Source organism: Microbulbifer sp. ABE4_465, assembly GCF_056160765.1.
In genome coordinates, this window is sequence record NZ_JBSWXV010000003.1 from 12,872 (window position 1) to 36,858 (window position 23,987).

The following is a 23,987-nucleotide window of genomic DNA, read 5'->3' on the forward strand; positions in this document are numbered from 1 at the left end:
CAAAAACGCCGCGGTCGTTGCCGCGGCGTTTTTGTTTGTATTGCGTAAACTTTTCGAGTCAGTGGGGTTATCGGGCCTCTCCACGCAAATCCAGAACCGTTTCCTGCAGTGCCTCCGCTTTCACTTCCGCCGCAGCCACCGGATTCCCCGCCACCACGCTGACGCGCGACCAGAAACGTCGCGGCAGGGTGCTGAATGCGCTGCCGTCCTTGTGGCTGAAGAAGCTGCCCCACAAACCGCGCAGTGCCATGGGAATGACCGGCACCGGTGTGCGTTGCAGGATCTTTTCAATCCCGGCTTTGAAGGGTTGCAGTTCGCCATCTTTGGTCAGCTGACCTTCGGGGAAGATACACAGCAGGTCGCCGTCTTTCAGTCCCTGCTCGATATCCGCAAACGCCTGGGCATAGCCCTCCGGATCCTGCTGTTTGGAGCAGATGGGAATGGCGCGGCTGGTTTTGAAAATAAAGTGCAGCACCGGGATCTGGTAGATCGGTTTGTACATAATAAAACGGATGGGGCGCCGCACAGCGCCTGCAAGTAGCAGCGCATCCACATAGCTCACATGGTTACAGGCGATAATGGCCGGCCCCTCGGCGGGAATACGCTCCAGGCCCTCGTGTTTTACCCGGTACATGGTGTGGGACAGCAGCCAGATCAACAGGCGCATGGCGAATTCCGGCACCTTGGTGAAAACAAAGATGGCCACCGCCGCGTTCATCAGCGCAATGATCAGGAAAAACTGCGGAATACTTGCGCCCAGCACATTCAGGAACACGATCCCCATTACCGCCGCGACCACCATAAACAGCGCGTTCATCACATTGTTGACCGCAATAATCCGCGCGCGAATGGTGGCCTCGGAGCGCTCCTGCATCATGGAATACAGCGGCACGATAAAGAATCCGCCGAAAATGCCGATCAGCGTCAGGTTTACCAGAATTCCCAGCGAGCCCTCATTGGCCCAGAAAGCGGCAACCGTTGCCTCCGCCGGCGGCTGATAACTGCCGGTTGCCGAGGCCAGTAATACACCGACTACGGTCAATCCTGCCGCACCGATGGGAACCAGGCCGAGTTCCACCCGTCCTCCGGACAGGCGCCCGCACAATAGCGAGCCGATGGCGACACCGATGGTGAAACAGCACAGCAGTAGGGTAACCAGGGATTCACTGCCGCCGAGCACGTTGCGGGTCAGGCTGGGAATCTGGGTGAGATAGGCCGCGCCCAAAAGCCAGAACCAGGAAATCCCGATAATCGCGTAAAACACCGCAGGTGTTTTCGCCGCTTCTTTCAAAATACGGCCGGTCTGGGTCACCGGGTTGTAATTGATCTTCAGGTCCGGCGCCGGTGGCACCGCCTGGGGAATTGCCCGGCTCACCAGATAACCGGTAATCGCTGTCACCAGGATCACCGCGGAAATCCACAGCAGCCCCGATTGTCCCTCACCGGTAAAACCCGCCAGCAGGCCGCCAACAATGGTGCCGGTCAGGATGGAAACAAATGTGCCCATTTCCACCAGCGCATTGCCGCCCACCAGCTCTGCTTTCTGCAAATGCTGCGGCAGGATCGCGTACTTCACCGGCCCGAAGAAGGTGGATTGGGCGCCCAGTAAAAACAGCACCAGCAGGCACAGATAATTATTGCCGCTGTACAGAGCGCCGATACCAAACAGCACAATGCCGATTTCCGCCAGTTTGATCCGGCGTATCAGAGTGCTCTTGTCGATCTTGTCTGCCACCTGACCGGCAGTAGCGGAAAACAGAAAAAACGGCAGGATAAACAGGCCCGCGGCCAGATTGATCAGAAAGTTCGCCTCATCCGTGGCCAGGCGAAACGCGATCATCACGATCAATGCATTCTTGAATACATTGTCATTGAAGGCGCCCAGAGATTGGGTGCAAAAGAAGGGTAGAAAGCGACGGCTGCCGAGCAGCTGGAACTGGTTCTTGTGGGCCATTTTGGTCTCCCCAAAGTCCTTTGAGAACTATGGTAAGCCATTCAACCGGAGAGGGGCAGGTCGTACCTACAGAAAAAAGCCCCGCAAAGCGGGGCTTCGAAAGAGGCGAAGGTGGTACTGATTACCAGATCACCACACGCTCTTCTTCCGGCAGATACATACCGTCGCCTTCCTTCACGTCAAACGCGGAGTAGAAAGCTTCGATATTCGGCAGTACGCCCTGCACACGGTACTCGGCCGGGGAGTGCGGGTCGGTCTTCAGGCGCTCGCTCAGAGCCTCGTCGCGCATCTTGCTGCGCCACACCTGCGCCCAGCCCAGGAATACACGCTGATCACCGGTGAAACCGTCAATCTTCGGCGCTTCCTCGCCGTTCAGAGACATCTTGTAAGCTTTGTAGGCGATACCCAGACCGGACAGGTCGCCGATGTTCTCACCCAGGGTCAGCTCACCGTTAACGTGCTCGCCTTCCAGCGGCTCAAAACCGTTGTACTGGGCAACCAGCTTGCCGGTCAATTGCTCGAAGTTTTTCAGGTCGGAATCGGTCCACCAGTTGTTGAGGTAGCCCTTACCGTCAAACTTGGAGCCCTTGTCGTCGAAGCCGTGGCCGATTTCGTGGCCGATCACACCGCCGATACCGCCGTAATTCACCGCGTCGTCTGCATTCATATTGAAGAACGGCGGCTGCAGGATGGCTGCGGGGAAAACGATCTCGTTCATCGCCGGGTTGTAGTAGGCGTTCACGGTTTGTGGGCTCATGCCCCACTCACCGCGGTCCAGTGGTTTGCCCAGCTTGTCGCGCTCGTGCAGGGTTTCAAACAGGGTCGCGGCGATGGCGTTGCCCACCAGGTCGTCCGCCTTCACCTGCAGCGCGCTGTAATCGCGCCAGGAATCGGGGTAGCCGATTTTGGTGGTGAAGTTAGCCAGCTTGGTCAGGGCTTCCTTCTTGGTGTCTTCGCTCATCCAGGTCAGGGATTCGATAGACTCCTTGTAAGCCGCCTTCAGGTTATCCACCAGTTTGACCATGCGCGCCTTGGCTTCCGGCGGGAAGTATTTTTCCACATAGCGCTGGCCAACCAGTTCACCCACGGAGCCGTTTACAAACTGCACCGCGCGCTTCCAGCGGGGTTCCATCTGTTCAACGCCGCGAATGGTGGTGCTGTAGAAATCGAAGTTGGCCTGGGCGATTTCGCTGTTCAGGTAGGGCGCGGCTGCGGAAAGCACTTTCAGTTTCAGGTAGCGCTTCCAGGTTTCCAGGTCGGTGTCGGCGATGATCTGGTTGGCGGCTTCCAGATACTCGGGCTGGCCAACCATAAAGCTCTCGGCTTTTTCCAGGTGTGCCTTGCTCAGGTAGCTTTCCAGATCGACGGCCGGCATTAATGCCTGTAGTTCCGCAACACTCAACTTGTTGTAGTACTTGTCCGGATCACGGTTTTCCACTCGGGAGCGGTGGTGTTCTGCCAGGCTTTTTTCCAGTTGGAAAATGGCGTCAGCACTCTGCTCCGGGTTGTCCAGACCGGCGATTTTCTGCATCTTGATCAGGTATTCGCGGTAGGCCTGCTGCAGCTTCTGACCTTTTTCAGACTCATCGAAGTAATAGTCGCGGTCGGGGAGGCCGAGGCCTGCCTGCCAGATGACAGTGATGTAGTTTTCAACCTGCTTCAGATCTTGCCAAATACCGGCGCCGAACGGGGTGTTGTAGCCAACGGTGTCCGCGTAGGCGAAAAAATCGCTCAGGTCTTTGCGAGACTGAATAGCGTCAACCTTGGCCAGCTCGCCCTCTATTGCACTCAGACCTTTTTCCTCAATCAGCTCTTCATTCATATAGCTGTTGTAGAGATCGCCAATCTGCTTGGCGCCGGCACTGCTGGCATGCTCACCGGCTTCCATGATCAGGGCTTTTACTTCTTCGGTGGCCTTGTCGCGTAGGATACTGAAACCGCCCCAGCGGGATTTGTCCGCGGGAATCTCGGTGTTCTTCATCCAGTTGCCGTTTACGTAGGCATAGAAGTCGTCCTGTGGGCGCACGGTGGTGTCCATTGCGCTGAGGTCGATACCGGAGCTGAGAGCGCCGGCGGTGCCTTGTTCGGCTACGGGCTTGGCGTCGACGCCCGCGCTGGAAGTGTTGTCAGATTTTGTGCAGCCGCCAGCGGCGGTGATGGCCGTGGCAATTGCCAGAGGTAAAAGCAGCTTTTTCATAGTTGGCCTTTTGGGCTTTTATTGGATGTGGTCCGGTTGATCGGCCGGACGAAGTTTGGGTGGCTCTCATAGTATGCGTGGGCGGGAGATGTCGGCAAGCACTGCTGCGGCGAGTGGTTGCTGCCGGGCGACGGAAATGCAGGCATAAAAAAGCCCCGCGGAGCGGGGCTTCTGGGTGAATCGGCTGCAGGTCAGTCCGGGAGGCGGAAGGTGATCGGTACCGAGAAGCGGTACTCTTCCATCTTCAGCTGTGCCGGGGTGGCGGGGTAGGGGCCCGCGCGATCCACGGCTTCAAGGGCTTCGCGGTTCAGGCTAGAGTAGCGGGACTCCTGCAATGTGCTGACGTTGGTAACATTGCCCCTGTTGTCGATGGTCACGTTCAGGCGAACACTGCCTTCCTGGCCGCGCTCCTGGGCGCGTTTCGGGTAGCGAATGTGCTTGAAGGTGTGCCGCAGAAGCATTGAGTGGTAGATCTGGCGTGCCAGGATCATGTCCGCGGTCAGTGGTGCCTCTTCCTCTTCTTCCAGCTCTTCCTCTTCTTCCATCGGCGGGCTTGTCGGGCGCGTGGTGGTTGGGTTCAGAGGTTTTGGCTGGGTAGACGGGGCGGTGGCGGCTACGGCCGGTTTGGGGTCGGCGCGCGGAGGCTCTGGTTTGTCTGCTGCGGGCTGTTCAGCTTTTGCCGACGGCTTCTGAATCGCGGCTGTGCCAATGGCGGCCAGGGTGGGCGGCGGAATGTCTGCGGTCAGCTTCGGCTTGGCAGTTGCTACCTGTACCGGCTTGGCCGGTTCGGGTTTGGCCGCAGCTGCGGGCTCCTGTTCCGCTTCTTGCTCGTCCGCCATGGCGGCGACCTGTGCCACACGGTCTGCCCCCGGCTGCAGGGATTCGTAGGTGGCCAGCAGGCCGGAGTCGACCTGTCCTGCGGCGAGCAGGTTGTCACGGAATTCGGTTGACGGAGGGACCGGGCCCACCCAGGCGCGCAGCAGGGTATTGAAGAACTCGCGGTCTTCGATCATACCCAGCATGATGTCATTCAGAGAGACGGAGGTGATGCCGGTATCCGCGGCGTAATCAATTCGCAGATGGTCTCCAGCCATCAGGCGGCCTTTAAACAGGTTGGCGAAAGTCACCATGTTGTCGGCCTGCCCGGCGAGGGTGTCGCCGGCATTGTTGATCGCGATACCTTCCATCCACTGGTTGCGGAAACGGCGCGCCGAGAGGCGGTCAGCAATGACGCGAACCTGCATGCTGCGCGGCATATCACTATCCAGCAGTGTGCTGGCGCTGTCGGAAAGCTGTTCCGAATAAACGGCGACGATATAGCGGTCTTTATTGAATTGCTGCTCCAGGGCCAGCCCGTTCAGGAGCGGTGCCGCTTTGGCTGTCAGGGCCGAAGCGAACAGCAGCAGGGCAATGACGAGTTTTATCGATTTCATTTTTCGTTGGTATCTTTTTGTCGCCGGATGGGCAGAAACCGGCAGGTAAAGCGCTGAGTCCCCTTCCATATACCCCTGGGGATGATCAGTTGCTTCGGTCGCACCTTCCCCCCGAAAGGCGCGGCCCGGATAAAATACGCACTGGTGAGGGGCTGGAATTCGCACCAAAGGCGTTGGTTAAAAATTCCCCATCAATAGCGTGTTTTTGATCCAGGGTCTGCTCAACTCTACTGCAACTGCAATGGAGTTCAACCCTGAAATGGGTAAAATGTCTCGTTTTTTCAATTTCCCGGAATCCCGGGGCAGACACCTGTCACTTTGCACATAGAATGCGTGATTGAATGGTGCACTAGAATGCCCATTGTGCGCAGGGGCGGTGCTGGAAAGCTCCCACCGCAGCCAGTTGAACGCCGACGCAACAGTCAAGATTTACATGGATTACAAGCTGCTCAGCGATTACCCGCGTGATGCCGTGGATCGCCTACTTAATGTCATTCACCTGTTTCGCGATATCCGTGCCACCAGCGAGTGGCAGTACGATGTATTGCTGAAGCGCTCGCGCCTGGTCTCCCTGAGCCCGGGCGAGGCATTGCTGCACGCGGGGGATGTAGACCAGTGGGTGTACTTCTTATTGCGCGGGGAACTGCAGGTACATGTGGATGACACCACGGCTTCCCGGGATGAGCGCCCACTGGCGGTAATCCGTCCGGGAGAAGTCTTTGGAGATCTCTCCATGTTATTGGCAGAGCCACGCAGCGCCACTATTGTGGCGGCGGCCGGACAGGAAATACAGGTGCTCGCGGTAGATTGCACCCTGTTTGGCGACCTGGAAGACTTCGCGTTGCTGCACCTGCCCACGAAACTGGTGTTCTACCGGAATATGGTCCACTCCCTGCGCTGGAAGCTGGAGGTGTACCGCTCCAAATACCCTACGCACGACCTGGCAAACAGTCACCGCCGGCTGAAGCTCTATACCGGTCCAAAAAACTGTAAGGAAGAGCTGGTTGCTCTCGCCGACCAGGCTCGCGATCTTGCGCGGATCCTGCTGGACTGGAATGCTGAATTCGGTGCTGGTCAGTTGGCGACGGAGGAGTCGGATATGTCCGATTTCCTGGAGTCCATCCTCTCCTGATTTTCAGTGCATTCGGTACTCTTGCCTGTTCTCTGTGAACCTTATCCCCTGGCCCGGCGTATAGCGTCGGGCTGCCTTCCCGCGATAGTTCGATCGAAGCTATTTCCATCTGCTTGCGCCGTTTTTCTCGGCCGCACATGCCGTCAATTGGCCTGAATTGACGAGGTGCCACGATTATTCCCTGTGGATTTCGTAATTCGGTAGCTTTGGGCACTGCAGGTGTCATCGATTGTGCATAAAATCCACACTCATCAAACTTAAACATTGCAGGCAGGAATGCGGGTATGAATTTTCTGTTGGGCCTCTGGCGGCAACGCAACTATCGCGCGGCGACCATAGTGGGTGGACTGGCAGCGATATGGCTGTTGAGTGGTCTTTTGGTTGAAAAGGAAAAGACGGAGGCCGAGCGCGAGCGCGCGCAGAGCGTTTCCGCGATGCCGGTCGAGCGGGCCAAAATCCGCGGTCAGTATATAGAAGCGCAGCCGTACACCACGCGCGTGGTGGTCAACAGCCGTACCGAGGCCAATCGCAGTGTGCAATTGCGAGCGGAGCTCGATGGAATGGTGGCCGGTCTACCGGTGGAGGAAGGGCAGACGGTAAGCAGGGGTGACGTTATCTGCGAGCTGGCTGCCGAAGACCGGCCGGAGAAGCTGGCGCGCGCGCGCGCAGCACTGCAAAAAGCCGAGCTCGACTTTGCCGGCGCGCAGAAATTGAAAGGGCGCGGCCTGCAGTCGGATTCTGCCATGGCGCAGCAGGCCGTGGCGCTGTCCAGTGCGCGGGCAGATCTGAAGCGCGCGGAGCTGGATGTCGAGAATCTCAAAATTCGTGCACCTTTCGATGGGGTGGTCAACAGCCGCGCGGTGGAACTGGGGGATTTTGTTCGCCGCGGGGAGGAGTGTGCGACCATTCTGGACCTAGATCCCATGCTGATTGTGGGAGAAGTTTCCGAGGCGCAGGTGGGTAGCCTGTTGCCGGGCGCCTCCGCCAGTGCGCAATTGCAGCGGGGGGCGGTGATCGAGGGGGAGCTTCGCTACGTGAGCCAGCAGGCGCACCCGGTAACCCGTGCCTACCGGGTCGAGGTGGCCGTTTCCAACCGTGAAGGCAAACTGCGCAGCGGAGTGAGTGCGCGTATGGCCCTGCCTACCGGGGAGCTGATGGCGCACCGGATCAATTCTTCTCTGCTGACGCTGGATGACGCCGGCTTGTTGGGGGTGAAAATCCTCGACAGCGATCAGCGTGTGGTATTTCGCAATGTTCAGTTGGTTAGCGATGAAAACGAAGGGGTGTGGATTGCCGGGTTGCCGTCGCGGACTCTCCTGATCACCGTGGGGCAGGAATATGTCAGTGTCGGAGAGCGGGTCGAAGTGGAGCTGGAAGACTCAGCCGGTGATTTGCCTGCGCCACTCTCTGCGAGTGGCGCGGAAAAGGGCGGGCCCGTCCCGGTTTCTGTACAGGGCGACCCGCAAATTGGGGCTAGCGCCGGGGAGCCACAGCAATGAGGTTGTTGGAAGGCGCGGTCGACCGCTTCCGAAGCAGCATCAGTTTGATGTTGCTCATCGTCATTATGGGAATCGCCGCCCGTGGTGCCATGACGGTGGAATCCAGCCCGGAAGTGAATCCGCCGATTGTGATTGTGCAGGTAATGCATGAGGGGATATCCCCGGAAGATGGCGTGCGTCTGCTGATCCGCCCACTCGAGCAGGAAATTCGCGCGCTCGAAGGGGTTGAAGAGGTGATGGCCACTGCCCGGGAATCACTGGTTTATCTGGTAATCGAGTTCGATTCGGCCCTGGATATTGATGCGGCGGTGGATGAGGTGCGCAATGCGGTAGACCGGGCCAAGGCCGAGTTGCCGAGGGATGCTGAAGAGCCCATCGTGGAAGAGGCGTCCGCGCAACCCTTTCCCGCGATTGTGGTAACCCTTGCGGGTAACGGGGCGAGCGAACGGGAACTGTTGCGTAGTGCACAGACGCTCAAGCGCAAGATTGAAAATGTCAGCGAGGTGTTGAGTGCCGATATCAGTGGTAATCGGGAAGAGGTGGTCGAGGCAATAATCGACCCGGTACGTCTCGAGCACTACCAGATCACCAGCGGCGAACTGATCAACGCCGTGCTCGGTAACAATCTGTTGATTCCCGCCGGTGAAATGGATGTCAGCAAGGGTCGCTTCTCGGTAAAGGTACCCGGGTTGATCGAGTCTGCCGACGATGTGTACCAGATCCCGCTCAAGCAGTCCGATCACGGTGTTGTGACCCTTGGGCAGGTGACGGATATCCGCCGCACCTTCAAAGACGCCACAAGTTATACCAGCGTGAATGGCCGCCAGGGGTTGTCCATCAATGTGGAAAAGCGCACCGGCGCCAGCGCGGTAGATCTCGCCGATAAAGTGCGTGCGGTGGTCAATGCCGAGCGCGACTATCTCCCCCGCGGAGTGGACGTGGATTTTGTGTTTGACCAGTCCGACTGGGCGCGGGATATGGTCAGCGAGATGGAGGGCAATATTCTCACCGCCATGCTGCTGGTGATGATTATTGTGGTTTCTGCCCTCGGCTTTCGCTCCGGACTGCTGGTTGGGCTGGGTATTCCATTCTCTCTGCTGTTTGGTTCCATCATCACCTGGTTTCTCGGCTACTCGTTCAACTTCATGGTGATGTTCGGCATGCTGCTGGCGCTGGGGATGCTGATTGACGGTTCCATTGTGATTACCGAGTTTGCCGACCGCAAAATGGCAGAAGGCTTGAGCGCACGAGCGGGATACTCGATCGCGGTACGGCGGATGTTCTGGCCGGTGGTCGCCTCTACCGGCACCACACTTGCGGCTTTCCTGCCCATTATTTTCTGGCCCGGGGTCGTGGGTGACTTCATGCGCTACCTGCCGGTGACCGTGTTTGCGGTACTGGCGGGGTCACTGGTTTACGCATTGTTTTTCGCCCCGGTGCTGGGTTCGGTATTCGGCAAAAGCGATATGGATTTGCCGACACAGCAGTACCTGAAGCAACTGGAGAATGGCAACCCCACCGAGTTGCGTGGGATTACCGGGTTTTATGCCCGCGCGCTGGCGCCGGTGGTGCGGCATCCTCTGATCTCGTTTGCCAGCACCATCGGGGTGTTGATCGCAATCTTTATTGCCTTCGGCAAGTTCAATCCGGGGGTCGAGTTCTTTACCGAAACGGAGGAGCAGTACGGCAACGTGGAGGTGCGCGCGCAGGGCAACCTTTCCCTGGAAGAAAAGCGCGCGCTGGTAACCCAGGTCGAAGCTACAGTGATGAATGTGCCTGAGGTGCGGGTGGTATATACCGCAATTGGCTCCGGTGGAATTTCCGGAAACCAGGAAAAGGCGCCGGACCAGATCGCCAACCTCCTGGTGGAACTGCACTCCACGGACATGCGTGAGCGAAAAAGCCGGGAAATCTTCGCCGATATTCGCGAGCGCACCGCCCACTTCCCCGGCATCAAGACCAGCGCCAAGGCATTCGAGGGGGGGCCCCCGGTCGGGAAAGATATCGTTCTGGAATTGCGCAGCCGGGATTACGACGCACTGCTGGCAGAAACCTGGCGACTGCACCGGGCGCTGGAGAGTGAGTTCGTCGGTGTGCGGGATATCGTCAATACCGCGCCCCTGCCGGGTATCGAGTGGGAGGTGAAAGTGGACCGTGCCAAGGCGGCGCTCTACGGTGCGGATCTTACCGGCGTGGGCCGGGCGGTGCAGCTGGTCACCAACGGTGTTCTGATGGCGGAGTACCGCCCGGATGACTCTGATGAAGAGGTGGATATCCGGATTCGCTACCCGGATTACGCGCGCGGCATTACCGCTCTGGATGCACTGAAGGTAAATACCGCTGGTGGCGCGGTACCGGTGAGCAGCTTTGTGTCCACAGAGGCTGGCCCCAAAGTGGACAAGATTGAACGCATCGATGGTATTACCCGGATGCAAGTAAAGGCAGATGTGGAAGACGGTGTGCTGGCTGACGACAAAGTGCGAGAGATTCGCCAGTGGTTGGATGCACACCCGCTGAATGATCAGGTGGAGCTGCTATATCGCGGTGCGGATGAAGAGCAGAGTGAGTCCCTGGTGTTTTTACAGGTGGCCTTCTCGCTTTCTCTGTTCCTGATGTTCATTCTGCTGGTGACGCAGTTCAACAGCTTTTATCAGTCTGCGCTAATTCTGTCGTCGGTCATTATGTCTACCGCGGGCGTTATGCTCGGGCTGACGGTCACTCAGAGTACCTTTAGCGTCATCATGACCGGGGTTGGCATTGTGGCTTTGGCCGGGATTGTGGTGAACAACAACATCGTTCTGATCGACACCTACAACTATGTGCGCAAGTCCGAGCCCGAACTGAGCGCCGCGACTGCAGCGGTCAAAGCGGCCGCTCAGCGGCTGCGGCCGGTATTCCTGACGACCGCCACAACCATTCTGGGGCTCTTGCCGCTGGCACTGGGGGTAAGTGTGGATATGGTGGGGCGCGATGTCGTGGTGAATGGGGTGATCGCTTCTTTCTGGGTCAAACTGGCCAGCGCTATTGTGTACGGCCTCAGTTTCTCTACATTGCTGACCCTGATCGTCACTCCGGTAATGTTGGCATTGCCCTCGGCGCTCAGGGACCTGGTCAAGGGGCTGCTGGATGCCCCTCGATTGTCCTGGCTCAAGGGGTGGCGGAGTTAATCCGAGATTCCCTTAACCAAAAATGAAAAAACCCCGGCGAGCCGGGGTTTTTTCATTCTGTCTGCCAGGATTGGCCAAATCAGGATTTGGCTTTTGGCGGACGACCGCGGCGGGCGGGTGCTTTCTTGGCAGCGGCAGACTTGGCGGGACGGCCGGGCTTTTTCTTGGCCGCAGGCTTCTTGGCTGCGCTCTTGGCCGGACGGCCTGGCTTCTTGGCTGCAGGCTTTTTCGCTGCGCTTTTCGCTGGGCGACCGGGCTTCTTCTTGGTAGCAGCCTTGGTCTTGGCTTTCGCTTTTGCAGCAGCTTTCTTGGCTGCAGCGGAAGCTTTCTTCTTGGCAGCAGCGGCCTTTTTCTTCTCAGCAGCGGCTTTCTTCTTGGCGGCAGCGGCGGCTTTCTTCTTCGCAGCAGCGGCTTTCTTCTTGGCAGCGGCAGCAGCTTTCTTGGCAGCAGCGGCGGCTTTCTTCTTGTCTGCAGCGGCTTTCTTCTTCGCAGCAGCATCGGCTTTCTTCTTGGCGGCGGCAGCGGCTTTCTTCTCAACAGCAGCCAGCTTCTTGGTGATGGCTGACTCTTCTTTGGCTACAGCCTTGGCAACCTTGGTTGCCAGCTTGTTGTCGGCGGCGATGGTTGCCAGCTTGGCTTTCGCGTCGGTAGCAACGGCTTTGGCAGCGGTTGCGGCTTTCTTGGCCGTCGCGGCAGCGGCTTGAGCGCTCTTCAGTTGCTTTTGCTGGGCTGCAGACTTCTTCTTGGCACGTACTGCTTTTACCTTGGCGGCGGCAGCTTGTGCTTTTTTGGCAGCTTTGTCAGCTTCTTTGCTGGCTTTGTCAGCTTCTTTCTTTGCGTCAGCTTCCTGGCTGCTACGCGCCTTTTCCAGCTGAGCTTTCAAAGAAGCGAGTTCTGCTTCCAGTTTTGCTACCGCGCTTACCTTGGCAGCAGGAGCTTTTTTACGTCCGGCCATAAAATATCCCTGTGTCTAAATTTAGTATTTAGGTGTTATTTTGGATGAGTGGAATTCATCGCGCTAATTGCAGCTTATTTATATACTTGAATGCAAGTGTTTTCAGGGCGTTTTTACTCCGTAATGAATAAATTTAAGGCTTTTTTTACTTTTTTCGCCTTCACATGGCTAATGGTCTGCGGATTCGGCGCTTTAATTCCATTAATAGGAAGCGCCGCAACCACAGAAAAGATTGCCTGGCTGGGGGTGATTTTGAATGCGCTGGCGTTGCCCGCGTGGATGTTTTTGCGATTTTTTCGACCGCAGAAATTTCGCGGCGACCTCCGTGAGTCCGGTGCTTTTTTGGGGGTGCTGTTCGGGCTTGCCCTTACATTGCTTGCGGATACCCAGCGTGGATTGCCAATTTACCTGGTGCTCATCAACCTGTTTGTATTTCTGGTCTATCTATATCACCTGAGTGGTGTAGCGCATCCGCTTATGCCTGCGGTACATGATGATTTCCCGGAGCTGGTCGATAATGAGGGGCAAAAATGGAGCGTTGCTGATTGCTGCGCGGCCAAACGTTTGTCCGGAGCCTATGTGATCTTCCTGCGCGGCAGCTATTGTGCGGATAGTCGCGCTCAGTTGGATCAGTTGCGGCAACTGCGACCTGAGCTCGAGCGGAGGAACATCGGGGTGTTCCTGTGGAGTGCGCAGCCAACCTCGGTATGGCCCGAACGGCTTTTACAGCCGCTGTCAGACTCCCGTGTATTTACGCCTTCGGTGTTGCAGTTGTCTTCTCGCTCGCCATTTGTCGCCGGTCAGGCGGCGCCACTGCTGATTTACCCCTGGTTTGCTGATGCTGCGCGCCCGAGTGCCTGGTTGGTGGATGATTCGGGCACAATTCTCTGGCGCGAGCTGTCCGCAAACTATCGTACGCCAGCCGGGGCGGATTTATTGCGCGCGCAATGGTTTCGGTTGCTCGACTGACAGTGGTGGCCTGCTTGAATTGACCGTGTCAAAAAACAAAAAGGGCGTATCGATGAATTCGATACGCCCTTTTTTATGGGGAAAGTTTATAGGGACCGTCTGTTGTGGGATGGATCGCTGAAGCTTCTGGCTCTTTCGAGTCTCCCCACAGGTTTGCTCTGTCAGAGCGGACCATAGGGTAAATAGCGGTTATCGGAGTGCTCGCGAATCCACAGCAGTTGATCCCGGTTCAGTGGTGTCTTGCGCTGACGCAATGATTTCGCCAGGGGAATAACGGGGGATTCGGCTCCGCCGGGCCAATCCAACCGGGACTCCGCCAGGGTGAAAAAGCGGATTAATCCCCATATCTGTTCCGGCTGCCATTGCCGGGCTTCCTCCAGCCACTGGCTGGCGGGTAAGCCTGCGAGCCAGTGCGCCGGCTTCAGCGCTGGGGGTAATTCAGTCAGGTCGACAGATACCGGGCCTGTTGTGTTTTGCGGCTCTGGTAATTCCCCGGTGGTTACTGCATTTGGGGTCGTCGCGCATCCCATTACTTCGAGAATCTGCACCAGCAGTGCGCGGTCAATTTCCTGGCGGGACTGATCATTGGAAGCCTGATTGGCAGGTTCCCAGGCGCCGACACTCATATTCACTCCTATATAAAAGCAGGCCCGGTCAAACGACCTCCGGGCAATTCAGGCGCGGATTATACATTGACTCGGCACCGCGGGCTGCGGGGTATCCCGAAGAGGTGACAGCAGGAGAATGGATGCAGGGCGGGGAATTCTGCATAATTCAGGTATCTGTTGCCTGCGCCCATCCTGGAGATGGGGTGGCAGTTTATTTTGACCACTTCCTAGCTGAGAGCCACATGAACACAATCGACAAGCCGATCGCTGCGAAAAAGCGTATTGCGCTGGTTGCCCATGACAATCGCAAGCAGGGGTTGATCGCCTGGTGTGAGAGGCACAGGGCGATACTGGAGCAGCACCAGCTGCTGGGTACCGGCACCACCGGGACCCAGATTGAGGCCTCTACTGGCATGCCGGTAGAAAAGCTGTTCAGCGGCCCAATGGGAGGCGACCAGCAGCTGGGTGCCAAGATCTGCCAGGGGGATGTGGATATCCTGATTTTCTTCTGGGACCCTTTCGAGCCCATGCCCCACGACCCGGATGTCAAAGCCCTGCTGCGTATCGCCGCGGTGTGGAATATCCCGGTGGCGTGTAACGCGAGCAGCGCGGATATGATGATCCATTCCGCCCTGATGTCGCAGAGTTTTTCCCGAGAAGTACCTGACTATCAGGGCTATCTGGCAGTCAGAACCGGTGAAATAGCTGGTTAAATTGTAATCTTATTGTGCCTGGCATGTCCGTAAGTTATTGATTTATATAAGGTATGTGCCAGCAGGATAGGTTGCACTTGCATTGATGGCCATTTCCCGGCAATCTTCCCCACCTGATTAGACCGGTGAATCCGGCGAATTCGAATCAAAAACTGTACGGTGTTTTATGAGTAGACGACGCGGTAAGGCCGTAGAAGAAGAAAAAGCGGACATCGACCTGACGCCCATGTTGGACGTCGTGTTCATCATGTTGATCTTCTTCATCGTGACGGCATCCTTCGTAAAAGAGAAGGCGCTGGACGTGAATGTTCCGGATCCGGATCAGACCGAGCAGACTCCGCCGGATCCCGACAAGCAGAATATCCTGATCAGCGTCAACTCTGCTGACGAGATCTGGATGGGCCCCACCCGTGTAGACAGCCGCGCCGTACGTGCCCGTATCGCTCAGCTCTTCGCGGAGAACCCGCAGGCCATCGTGATCATTCGTGCGCACAACAAGTCCAGTGCCGACACTTATGTGACCATTGCCGATGCGGCGAAAGAGGTGAATCCGAATATTCAGGTTTCCCTCGTACCCTACGAAGATTAATCCCTGTCGGTGGATCTTCGTTGAGAGCGAGGCTCTCACAGGATGAAAAAAAGCCAGCTTATGCTGGCTTTTTTTATGTCTGTCATTTTCTCCCGGCCCATGGCCGTGACGCTGCGGTTTAGAATTCCGCGCGGATTGCCCACAGATCAGGGAATACCGGTTTGAACAGGGTGCTCTGCAGGTAACCGACGCCGCTGGAGCCACCGGTCCCCATCTTGCTGCCAATGGTGCGCTCCACCATCTTCACATGGCGGTAGCGCCATTGCTGCAGGGATGTATCGATATCCACCAGGGCTTCACAGATGTCGCTGACCAGAGGGTCGTTGCGGTATACATCAATCAGCACCTTCTGCACCGCGGTGGAGGGGGCTGCTACCAGGCTGAAGTCCCGCTTCAGCTCATTTTCCGGAATCTCGTGGCCCTCGTGGGCGAGAAACTGCAGAAAGGCATCCCACAGGGTCGGTGCCTCCAGTCGTTTCTGAAGGCGCAGATAGTGATTGGATCCCGGTGCATAGTTGTCTAGCTTGCGCGCATCCTTGGCACCGTAAAGAAATTCCAGCTCGCGGAACTGGTAGGACTGGAAACCGCTGGCGGTCGACAGGCGATCGCGAAAAGAGTTGAACTCCAGAGGTGTCAGGGTTTCCAGGATGTCTACCTGCTGGATCAGGGTGCGGTAGATGGCGTCTACCCGTTTCAGGGTGTGCAGGGCCCGGTTGCGCTCCCCCGCATTGAACAGGCGCACCAGAAAGTCCAGCTCGTGTAGCAGCTGTTTGAACCACAGTTCATAGCTCTGGTGTATCACGATAAACAGAAGTTCGTCGTGTTCCGGACCTTCCGAAAGTGGCTGCTGGCATTCCAGCAATTCGTCGACTTTGAGGTAGGAGCTGTACGTCACCGTCATATCTGAAAATTCTCTCTCACCGAATCCCGCTCTTTACCGGTTCTTGCGCAATAAAATTAACGAGGTTTGGCTTATTGTAAGTGGATTGTTGCGCAATAGCGTTACATATTGGCCGTATTATAAGGTGGTGAGGCGTAATTGTGGAAAATTCCTATAGGGGGTAATCGCTCTCACGCTCTCCTAAATTCAGAATCGGAATCGGTAACCCAAACTGGTCGAATTGGACCTCGTACGCGGGCGTTGAGTGACTAAACTAGCGCTAATTGTCCAAATTCATAATGAAACCAGAATCATCGGAGCCAACAATGCCCAGCCCGTTCCAGAGCCCCTGTGCTGAAATCGATGCCCGCTTAACCGACCGGGTGCTGGAAATCACCATCAACCGCCCGGAGCGCAAAAACGCGCTGACCCGGGCCATGTATGCCGCCATGGCCGAGCTGTTGACGGCGGCCGCGACAGCCCCTGAGGTCAGGGTGGTGATTCTTACCGGAGCCGGTGGAGCTTTTACCAGTGGCAACGATCTGGCGGACTTTCTCGGTGGTTCCGCCAGCAGCGAAGATTCTCCCGTGTTCCAGTTTATGCTGGCGCTGTACCAGTTTCCGAAGCCGGTTGTCGCTGCGGTCAGCGGTGTAGCCGTGGGCATTGGCACTACGCTGTTGCTGCACTGCGATCTGTCCATTGCCGAGGACAATGCGATTTTTCAGATGCCATTTGTGAATCTGGGTCTTTGTCCGGAGTATGCGTCCAGCTTGTTGTTGCCAAGAATCATGGGGCAGGCCAAGGCCTCTGAGCTTTTGCTGTTGGGCAACAAGTTCGATGCTCAGACCGCGGCAGACGTGAATATCTGCAATGAGGTGGTGTATTCAGGGGAAGCGCTGAATCGGGCCAGGAAGTATGCGGCGGATCTGGCTCAAAAAGCGCCAGAGGCGGTACGCTTGAGCAAAAAATTACTGCGCCAGGGTACTTATGAGTCTGGACTCGCGGCAATACGCGAAGAGGCCGGGCACTTTCAGGAACGGCTGCAATCTGATGAGTTCCGCGAGGCTGCAACCGCTTTTATGGAAAAGCGGGCAGCGGATTTCTCCCGATTTGACTGATTTCACCACCCGCTGTGGTTTCCTGGGCTTGAAATGAACTCCCGTGGTCACAGGCCCGCGGGGATTTTTCGGTTGGATTTATTTTTCTATTATGGCTGCCTGTGGCGGCCATTTTTTTATTTTTCGTGTTTATTCTGGGTGTAATTTCCTGTTTGCGCTTGTCGCACGGCTTTTCGAGACCCGGTAATTGGGGTGGCAGGGAGGCTATTCCCGCTGTTCCGTATATTGCGCCGTGGATCCCCAAGTGATTCTCGCCTCCGGAGCCGGTAAACTCCGGGCCCAGGGAACCTCTGACCAAGTCCGCAATGTCTCAGCGTGACCTGACGGCAGCAGCTGTTAGGCGCAGTTCGCAGTGAATGGCTGGCCATTTACAAGAGCTGCAACGCAGCAGATGCTGTTGTCAGGTCGCGCCCTCCGGGGCTTTCGGAGCAATCCACACTCTGCGTTGTGGCTTCTTGAAAGGACTAGACATTCCTGCGAAACCACGCCTTGATTGTGAATCGCTCTGAAAGCCTGAGGCATCGCGGACTTGATCAGAGGTTCCCTGGATACGGCTCATTTCCGCGATTTTCGGTGAATATCGGCTGAGCCCTAATAAAACTCCTGTCCCGGTTTTTACAATAATGCACTCCGGGCATAGTAATCAGGCGCTTCATGACAGCCTCACAATTGTTCAATGCGGTATCTGAGCTGGTCCGTACCCAGTGGTTTAACTGGCCGTGGCGGCGAGTGTTTTTGCTCGCCCTGCTCGCGCTGCTGACTGTATTCGGGAGTGCCGTGCGTGCGGCAGAGGCCGTCACCGTAGGCACCACAGAACTGGGCACGCAGCGTACGGGGCAGCACGCGGTCTGGCACGACCCCTCTGGAGACGCCGGTTTGCCGGACGCTGTGCAGGCGTTGCGGACCGGTAAATTTGTGCCATTGGCGAGTGCTGGATCCACCGGATTGCAGAAGGGGAGTTACTGGTCGTATTTTGAGCTGCACAATTCCGCGCAGCAAGCGACAGCTCTGCGTCTGGAATACGTGGATCACCAGCTGATCCGACTGCGCGCATACACCCGTACGGTATTCTCCGGGCCCTCGTTTCAGGAGATCGCAAATCAGGCGATGGGAGAGCCTTTTGCTCTTCGACCGGTATTCCACAACCGCTTCGTAGTACCCGTCGAGCTGGCCGCCGGAGAAACTGCCGGTTTTCTCGTGCGCTTTGACTCGGAGGAAGCGGGCTTTGTGTTTCCCTCCATGCGCATTTGGAGCCCCGATGCGCTGAGTAAATCCCATACCGGTGAAACGGCCGTACTGGCGTTTCTGTTTGGGGGGATTGCGCTGATCTCGCTGTTTTCACTGATTGTGGGGATCACCACAGGTGACTCCAGCTTCTATGCGTACTTTGTATACGGTATCTCCAAGATTATTGCCTGGGGTACCATTCTCGGTTTTACCCACCAGTACGTGGTGCAGAATCACTTCCACTGGAGCTACATGTCTGCGGCGGGTGCCATTAGTATTTTTTGCGGTGTAGTGTTCGACCGCCTGTTTTTACAAACTCGAAAGTACACGCCACGCCTCGATTACATTCTGATTCTCATGATGTGCAACGCCGGTGTTTTGCTGGCCAGCGCGCTGTTACAAATCAAGCCTGTCGCGCTAATCAGTATCACTCTGGCACTGCTTTTCTACCCGGTCATGACTTTTGTTGCGCTGGTTCGCTGGCGGCAGGGATCGAGTGAAGCGGCGGTATTCGCCATTGGCTGGACCCTGTTGCTCGCAGGACTTTTCTATCAGGCGTTGCGTGACCTGGGACTGGTGGAACATAACCTGCTGAACTACTACCTGCCGCCACTCAGTTCGTTTGTGGAGATGGTTACCATTATGGCAGCCATGGGGATCAAGCTGCGCCGGGTGCGTTTACAGGGGCTGGAATCGGAACGACAATACCGCCGGCACCTGGAGCAGTCCAAAGTGAAACTGGAAGGCCTGGTGCGCGCCCGTACCGAAGAGTTGGAAAAAGCGAAACAACAGGCAGAGCTGGAAGCCCGTACAGATCCGCTCACCGGTATCCGCAATCGTCGCAGTTTCCTCGCCGAGGCCGAGCTGTGTATCAAGCGCGCCTATCGCAAAGGTGAGCCGGTCAGTCTATTGATGTTTGATATCGACCACTTCAAAGCCATCAACGACAACCATGGTCACGGTATTGGTGATGAAGCTCTGCGCCAGTTCAGTCATACCATTCAGACCAAAATCCGTGAAACCGATATTTTCGGACGCCTGGGCGGCGAAGAGTTCGCTTTGCTGATCACCGAGACCAAGCCGGACTCGCTGCATACTGCCGAGCGGCTGCGGGACAATATCGCGGGAATTCGCCTCCCGTGCCCAGATGGAACGGTGCAGTTCACCTCCAGTATTGGTGTCGCCTGCGCGCATCAGACGCAGACACTTGAGCAGCTGATGCGTGAGGCGGATGAAGCCCTGTACAGTGCGAAACAGCGCGGCAGAGACCAGGTGGTGGATTACCTGGAACCTGCAACCGGCGAGCTTGCGGATACCTCAGTCACTGCGGCCAAGGAACTGGAGCCCGCCTGAGGGGGCTACCTTTCCTCGCGGCGTTCGATACGCTGCCGTACTGCCGACACCCTATCCGGGTGGTCAGTAAATACGCCATCGACCTTCACCGTCTCCAGGTAAAACGTCAAGAATGCCTCGAAGCTGTTAAATCCTTCCGGGAGCTGATCCGGGTCTGCGCGGAAGGTGTATGGGTGTACCGCCAACCCCAGGCGGTGCGCATCTGACACCAGTGTGTTCACCTTGCCATGGGCATCCAGCAGCATCGGGTGCCAGGGGCCGATGCCTTGAGCGTATTCAGCAATTTTTTTGAGCCCCTGTGGCGTGCGCATCCATGCATAGTCGTAAGGGACCCATTTGCCCGCGTGGGGCACCAGCTTTTCTTCCCAGTCTGATTCTGCAACCAGCTGCACCAGCGGAAGATCCATCTCCAGTTCTGGCATCAATGTGGCGTGAATCCTCTGCAGCTCTTCCGCATCAAACGCTTGCAAATATATTTTGCTCGCGCGGTCGGTATAGCCGTACCGCTTGAGGGTTTCGAGTACCATGTGAGAGATATCCTTACCTTCCCGCAAATGAAACCAGGGCTTCTTGATCTCCGGGTAAATTCCAGCGTCATACCCCAGTGACTGGTTCAACCCCTGAATGAGTTCCAGTTCTTCCTCAAATGTGGCCAGTTCAAAGCGCGATTTCCAGAGCGGGAAGCGGCCTTTGTACTGAGGATATTCCTGGCCAAGAACGGCAGAAAATGGCCCGGCGACCTGCAATTGTTTCAGCTCTGACAGTGTGAAATCGATCGTGTAGAAGTGTCCGTCCGCCCGCGCTCGACGGGGGAAAACATCGCGAACGTCCGTGACATTATCCAGGTAGATATCGTGCATTACGATGAGATGGTCGTCCTTGCTCAGAACCAGGTCCTGCTCGATGTAGTCCGCTCGCATGCCGTACGCCAGGGCCTTGGCTTCCAGAGTATGTTCCGGCAAATAGCCTGAGGCACCTCTGTGGGCAATGACGATGGGGGAGGAGGCCTGGCTTGCAGACAGGTCCGATGACGCGAATAGCAGTTGCGCTAATAAGAAGAAAAGGATTGATCGCATGGCAAATTCTATGACGGGAAATTTGCCTAAACATAACCGGAAATGGAGTGGGTAAAAAATTTTCTTCCGGAAAAAAGAGAAATATGACAGTGACGTTTCAGTTCAGTGTCCGGAATCTGAATGAAAAGGTACCACTAATCGTTAGTGGTACCTCCGAATGATCAGAAATTACTGAACAATCTTGATCCATTCCCCGGCCTTTGGTTCACCCCTGGGGTAATACCCGTTCAGCAAGCGAAGCTGCTCCTCTGCGTACTCGCCAATCTCCATATGCCGTGCAAGTGAAGAAAAGGTCGTCTTGTCATTCGCCTGAACATAGCGGACGCGCTTGATGTCCGGTTTCACTACATCGGTCTTACGCAGTGGGCGGAAACTGCGGATGCTGGTCATAAACAAGTCATCGTATTCTGCAGCAGACTTTTCGTCCCCGGCAGCGGTGGTAATCTTGCCTTCGAGAATGTATTGGCGGCTACCATAGAACAGCACTGCTACGCGATCTGGTGATTCCGAGTTGCGTTCTGGTAGCTTGCCCGTATGGCCTTCGAGACGGTATTGGCTCAAGGCCTCATCCTGTTCCAGGCTGCGGACATCGTATACTCCGCGCAATGCCATATCGGCTGGCTGGTTGCCGTCCCGCTTCGCCACCTTGATGGTGATTGATGCGGAGTTGTCGGGCGCCGTTCCCACAATCGCGCTGCGTTGATTTTCGACATTCCAGCCCTCGGGGAAGAGCAGCGAAAACCCGAGGCTCTGGTGATTGAAGCGGTTTTTCTCGCTTTCTTGCGCATTTTGCCCGTACACAATCCCTTCGGTTTTCTCGCGGTAATACTCCACCTTGGTAATTTTCTTGTCCTCGGGCAATTTACCGGCGGCATCAACGACTTCGCGCAAGCGGATATCATTACGTGGGTGTGATGAGAAAACACCGTGGTAGGTCTGCTGCTTCTTGCCCTCTACCCGCGCGCGCCGCCGCGCAAAGGTCTCCTGGTCTTTCAGCAGTGCTATGACGTTGATCATTGACTGAGGGTCGTATCCCGCGTTGTACATGTACTGGGCACCGAAACGGTCTGCCTCTAGCTCCATATCGCGGCCGTAGCCTTTTACCGCTGCGGTACTCCAGAGATTTGCCACGTCTCCCACCACGCCGCTACCGGTCACCAGGACTGAGAGTACCGAGGCGACACCCGCGCCCGTGGCTGCCGTCTTCTGACGCACGGCATGCCGGGCCGTAATATGCCCAACCTCATGCGCCAGTACCGCTGCCATTTCTGCTTCCGACTGTAAATAGGTCAAAAGCCCGCGGTTAATGTACACATAGCCACCGGGCAGGGCGAATGCGTTGATATCCTGACTGTCGATAATAGTGAAGTAATAGGTAAGGTCGGGACGGTCACTGGCTTTGGCAACCTTTTGACCAACGTGCTCCACATAGGCATTCAGGATAGGGTCGTTGTACACCGGCGTGCTGGCGATCAGTTTTTCATGCATTTCGCGACCGATCTTGATTTCTTTTTCTTCCGACATCAATACCAGGTCGGGCCGGTTCGTGGCTGGGTTGAAGGCGCAGCCTGCAGCGGTTACCAATAAAATGGCCGCCATGATTTTGTTGAGCGTTTGCATGAGGGGCTCCTGTTTTATTCTCTCCAGTCGGTGTGATTGCCAGTCGATAACCCTCAGCGGCTGGCGGATTGCGGGGGTAACAAAAACTCTTTCAACTGTGCAGCCATTCCTTTGCAGGCATTATTCTGGACGCGCGCAATCAGGGGAATGGGAACAACGATGGCAGGCATATATGACGTACCCTGCGCATCGGCGCTGATTTTTCCCGATAGCTCTTGATCGCGGAAATCCCACACCGAGGCTTCGTAGTCGGACTCTTTGTCCCAGGTACCAAAACCAAAGCAGCCGGCACCGGCAGTGCCAATGGAGCATCCGATGGAACCCGCGCTGGAAGTCGTCTCGGTGGAGCCATCAATCCACACGATGTACTTGACCCCATACTGTTCCATGCGGTTGCGCACATCGGGAATATCCATCAGTTTGCTCAGGGACTTGATATGCATGGGTGCCTTGCGTGGCTCGAACCATGGATAGAGCGCATCGACAAACTGTTGCTCTGGAATGACGTTTACCCCGGACTCCGGACTATGCAGGGTATCCCCGACGCAATTGATCAAATCGGGTTCGGTCTCGTATTCACTGGAATGACGGCGGCCAAGAATGACCACCGAATCCCCGACGGCCAGCTCGCCAGTGCTGCGACGGTACTCGTCGATTACCACAGTAGTGCAGCCAGCGCTGCCCAGGGCGATGGCTGCCAGAGCCAGCGTAGAAACGTATGTGCTCAGTTTTTTCACCGAACCTTCCTCCTTGATTGGCGCGCTCAGATATCGGCGCAGCCGGAATCCTTAAACTTCAAGCCAGCCCGCCGTCGGCGAGACCTCACTCGTTTTCCCCGGTCGTTTTCATCGTCAGCGCACGCTGCTTGTTGGCGATAAATGCCTGTAGTTCCGGTACCCGATCGAAACCTGTGTACAGGGTTGCACCGGCATCGCGCAGTGCGACGTTGATTGCCTGCGCGAGAGCGGCCTCCTGGGACTTGAGAAACGCAGTGGGTGTTTTTCCATAGGCTGTGATCACCCACTCCGCGACCGAATCACCCTGCTGGTTGTAGGCGTGCATGTCGTACTTGATCCACACCTCAAAAATGTTCACCCGGGTTTCCCGAGGCATGGTGAATTGCAGTTCGCGCACCTCGGGCACAATGACCAGGTCAAGCCCCTGTGGCAGGTTGCTGGGATATTGGGCGAGGCTGATGGTTTCGCGGAACATGGAGCCCAGCACCGTTTCGAACAGGTTTTTCTGGGCTCGGCCGGTATTGATATTCCACTCGTCCCGGTCATCGCGATTCTCGCTGTAGGTAAACTTTCGGAAGTCGTCGCTGAGATAGACTCCCACCGTGAGTGGATGTTGATTACCGACAGGCTTGGGAAATTCGCCATCAACGGAAACCGTATGTGCGCAGGCGGTGAGCAGGGTAACGGCCGCCAGTGCGCCCATTTTCCCCAGTGACCGAAATCCATTTTGCCAGATACTCATGTTCTGCTCCCGGGCTTT

Annotated in this window: 18 protein-coding genes and 1 pseudogene; 8 read left to right on the forward strand and 11 right to left on the reverse strand. The window is 56.5% G+C overall.

Going from position 1 to position 23,987, the window contains the following annotated elements; genetic code table 11:
• Window positions 1–67 precede the first annotated feature (67 nt).
• The 3 genes from ACXAG1_RS07050 to ACXAG1_RS07060 all read right to left on the reverse strand — a co-directional run bounded on the left by ACXAG1_RS07050 (window position 68) and on the right by ACXAG1_RS07060 (window position 5,584).
• Entirely contained in the window at window positions 68–1,954 is a 1,887-nt protein-coding gene (locus ACXAG1_RS07050) for an MFS transporter (protein WP_475119351.1), read from the reverse strand.
• A gap of 121 nt (window positions 1,955–2,075) precedes the next feature.
• On the reverse strand, window positions 2,076–4,151 hold the full coding sequence (locus ACXAG1_RS07055; RefSeq protein WP_475119352.1) for a M13 family metallopeptidase: 2,076 nt from the start codon (window positions 4,149–4,151) through the stop codon (window positions 2,076–2,078).
• Between the two features lie 191 nt (window positions 4,152–4,342).
• Entirely contained in the window at window positions 4,343–5,584 is a 1,242-nt protein-coding gene (locus ACXAG1_RS07060; protein ID WP_475119353.1) for a TonB family protein, read from the reverse strand.
• Window positions 5,585–5,960: 376 nt separating this feature from the next.
• Between ACXAG1_RS07060 and ACXAG1_RS07065 the strand changes: the two genes are divergently transcribed.
• From ACXAG1_RS07065 to ACXAG1_RS07075, 3 genes are all read left to right on the forward strand, one after another.
• Complete coding sequence (locus ACXAG1_RS07065) at window positions 5,961–6,716, forward strand: cyclic nucleotide-binding domain-containing protein (protein WP_475119354.1); 756 nt, start codon at window positions 5,961–5,963, stop codon at window positions 6,714–6,716.
• A 284-nt stretch (window positions 6,717–7,000) separates the two neighbouring features.
• Window positions 7,001–8,215 (forward strand): efflux RND transporter periplasmic adaptor subunit, encoded by a 1,215-nt coding sequence (locus ACXAG1_RS07070; protein ID WP_475119355.1) that lies wholly within the window; start codon window positions 7,001–7,003, stop codon window positions 8,213–8,215.
• A complete protein-coding gene (locus tag ACXAG1_RS07075) occupies window positions 8,212–11,382 on the forward strand; it encodes an efflux RND transporter permease subunit (RefSeq protein WP_475119356.1) in 3,171 nt (1,056 codons plus the stop codon). The genes ACXAG1_RS07070 and ACXAG1_RS07075 overlap by 4 nt, the downstream gene beginning before the upstream one ends.
• A gap of 79 nt (window positions 11,383–11,461) precedes the next feature.
• On the opposite strand, the gene ACXAG1_RS07080 is transcribed toward ACXAG1_RS07075, so the two are convergent.
• Entirely contained in the window at window positions 11,462–12,337 is an 876-nt protein-coding gene (locus tag ACXAG1_RS07080) for a hypothetical protein (RefSeq protein ID WP_475093874.1), read from the reverse strand.
• Between the two features lie 123 nt (window positions 12,338–12,460).
• Between ACXAG1_RS07080 and ACXAG1_RS07085 the strand changes: the two genes are divergently transcribed.
• Window positions 12,461–13,306: a hypothetical protein gene (locus tag ACXAG1_RS07085; protein ID WP_475119357.1), complete on the forward strand. Its 846-nt coding sequence runs from the start codon at window positions 12,461–12,463 to the stop codon at window positions 13,304–13,306.
• Window positions 13,307–13,467: 161 nt separating this feature from the next.
• Here ACXAG1_RS07085 and ACXAG1_RS07090 read toward each other — a convergent pair whose 3' ends face one another.
• A complete protein-coding gene (locus ACXAG1_RS07090; protein ID WP_475119358.1) occupies window positions 13,468–13,932 on the reverse strand; it encodes a hypothetical protein in 465 nt (154 codons plus the stop codon).
• A gap of 224 nt (window positions 13,933–14,156) precedes the next feature.
• On the opposite strand from ACXAG1_RS07090, the gene ACXAG1_RS07095 reads away from it, so the two are divergent.
• Both ACXAG1_RS07095 and ACXAG1_RS07100 read left to right on the forward strand, forming a co-directional pair.
• Window positions 14,157–14,627, forward strand: coding sequence for a methylglyoxal synthase (locus tag ACXAG1_RS07095; protein WP_475093871.1), 471 nt, complete (start codon window positions 14,157–14,159; stop codon window positions 14,625–14,627).
• Window positions 14,628–14,793: 166 nt separating this feature from the next.
• Window positions 14,794–15,216 (forward strand): ExbD/TolR family protein, encoded by a 423-nt coding sequence (locus tag ACXAG1_RS07100; protein ID WP_043317707.1) that lies wholly within the window; start codon window positions 14,794–14,796, stop codon window positions 15,214–15,216.
• Between the two features lie 118 nt (window positions 15,217–15,334).
• On the opposite strand, the gene ACXAG1_RS07105 is transcribed toward ACXAG1_RS07100, so the two are convergent.
• On the reverse strand, window positions 15,335–15,706 hold the full coding sequence (locus ACXAG1_RS07105; RefSeq protein ID WP_475119488.1) for a tryptophan 2,3-dioxygenase family protein: 372 nt from the start codon (window positions 15,704–15,706) through the stop codon (window positions 15,335–15,337).
• Window positions 15,707–15,745: 39 nt separating this feature from the next.
• Window positions 15,746–16,126, reverse strand: a pseudogene (locus ACXAG1_RS07110) (tryptophan 2,3-dioxygenase family protein); the annotation flags it as partial.
• Between the two features lie 296 nt (window positions 16,127–16,422).
• Between ACXAG1_RS07110 and ACXAG1_RS07115 the strand changes: the two are divergent.
• The gene (locus tag ACXAG1_RS07115; RefSeq protein WP_475119359.1) at window positions 16,423–17,214 is read left to right on the forward strand and encodes an enoyl-CoA hydratase; all 792 of its coding nucleotides are present in this window, start codon (window positions 16,423–16,425) and stop codon (window positions 17,212–17,214) included.
• Window positions 17,215–17,868: 654 nt separating this feature from the next.
• Window positions 17,869–19,794 carry a sensor domain-containing diguanylate cyclase gene (locus ACXAG1_RS07120; protein ID WP_475119360.1) on the forward strand — a complete coding sequence of 642 codons (1,926 nt, stop codon included), beginning with the start codon at window positions 17,869–17,871 and terminating at the stop codon, window positions 19,792–19,794.
• A gap of 5 nt (window positions 19,795–19,799) precedes the next feature.
• On the opposite strand, the gene glpQ is transcribed toward ACXAG1_RS07120, so the two are convergent.
• The 4 genes from glpQ to ACXAG1_RS07140 all read right to left on the reverse strand — a co-directional run bounded on the left by glpQ (window position 19,800) and on the right by ACXAG1_RS07140 (window position 23,969).
• Entirely contained in the window at window positions 19,800–20,870 is a 1,071-nt protein-coding gene (glpQ, locus tag ACXAG1_RS07125) for a glycerophosphodiester phosphodiesterase (RefSeq protein ID WP_475119361.1), read from the reverse strand.
• 168 nt (window positions 20,871–21,038) lie between these two features.
• A complete protein-coding gene (locus ACXAG1_RS07130) occupies window positions 21,039–22,490 on the reverse strand; it encodes a M48 family metalloprotease (RefSeq protein ID WP_475093867.1) in 1,452 nt (483 codons plus the stop codon).
• A 53-nt stretch (window positions 22,491–22,543) separates the two neighbouring features.
• Window positions 22,544–23,227, reverse strand: a complete 684-nt coding sequence (locus tag ACXAG1_RS07135; protein WP_475093866.1) for a hypothetical protein — start codon at window positions 23,225–23,227, stop codon at window positions 22,544–22,546.
• An 85-nt stretch (window positions 23,228–23,312) separates the two neighbouring features.
• On the reverse strand, window positions 23,313–23,969 hold the full coding sequence (locus ACXAG1_RS07140) for a hypothetical protein (protein ID WP_475093865.1): 657 nt from the start codon (window positions 23,967–23,969) through the stop codon (window positions 23,313–23,315).
• Window positions 23,970–23,987: the final 18 nt, after the last annotated feature.

Bases quoted from the DNA above. Each gene is read 5' to 3' on its own strand.
- ACXAG1_RS07050 (WP_475119351.1), bottom strand. From the start codon at position 1,954: ATGGCCCACAAGAACCAGTTCCAGCTGCTCGGCAGCCGTCGCTTTCTA.
- ACXAG1_RS07055 (WP_475119352.1), bottom strand. From the start codon at position 4,151: ATGAAAAAGCTGCTTTTACCTCTGGCAATTGCCACGGCCATCACCGCC.
- ACXAG1_RS07060 (WP_475119353.1), bottom strand. From the start codon at position 5,584: ATGAAATCGATAAAACTCGTCATTGCCCTGCTGCTGTTCGCTTCGGCC.
- ACXAG1_RS07070 (WP_475119355.1), top strand. From the start codon at position 7,001: ATGAATTTTCTGTTGGGCCTCTGGCGGCAACGCAACTATCGCGCGGCG.
- ACXAG1_RS07075 (WP_475119356.1), top strand. From the start codon at position 8,212: ATGAGGTTGTTGGAAGGCGCGGTCGACCGCTTCCGAAGCAGCATCAGT.
- ACXAG1_RS07080 (WP_475093874.1), bottom strand. From the start codon at position 12,337: ATGGCCGGACGTAAAAAAGCTCCTGCTGCCAAGGTAAGCGCGGTAGCA.
- ACXAG1_RS07085 (WP_475119357.1), top strand. From the start codon at position 12,461: ATGAATAAATTTAAGGCTTTTTTTACTTTTTTCGCCTTCACATGGCTA.
- ACXAG1_RS07090 (WP_475119358.1), bottom strand. From the start codon at position 13,932: ATGAGTGTCGGCGCCTGGGAACCTGCCAATCAGGCTTCCAATGATCAG.
- ACXAG1_RS07095 (WP_475093871.1), top strand. From the start codon at position 14,157: ATGAACACAATCGACAAGCCGATCGCTGCGAAAAAGCGTATTGCGCTG.
- ACXAG1_RS07100 (WP_043317707.1), top strand. From the start codon at position 14,794: ATGAGTAGACGACGCGGTAAGGCCGTAGAAGAAGAAAAAGCGGACATC.
- ACXAG1_RS07115 (WP_475119359.1), top strand. From the start codon at position 16,423: ATGCCCAGCCCGTTCCAGAGCCCCTGTGCTGAAATCGATGCCCGCTTA.
- ACXAG1_RS07120 (WP_475119360.1), top strand. From the start codon at position 17,869: ATGACAGCCTCACAATTGTTCAATGCGGTATCTGAGCTGGTCCGTACC.
- glpQ (WP_475119361.1), bottom strand. From the start codon at position 20,870: ATGCGATCAATCCTTTTCTTCTTATTAGCGCAACTGCTATTCGCGTCA.
- ACXAG1_RS07130 (WP_475093867.1), bottom strand. From the start codon at position 22,490: ATGCAAACGCTCAACAAAATCATGGCGGCCATTTTATTGGTAACCGCT.
- ACXAG1_RS07140 (WP_475093865.1), bottom strand. From the start codon at position 23,969: ATGAGTATCTGGCAAAATGGATTTCGGTCACTGGGGAAAATGGGCGCA.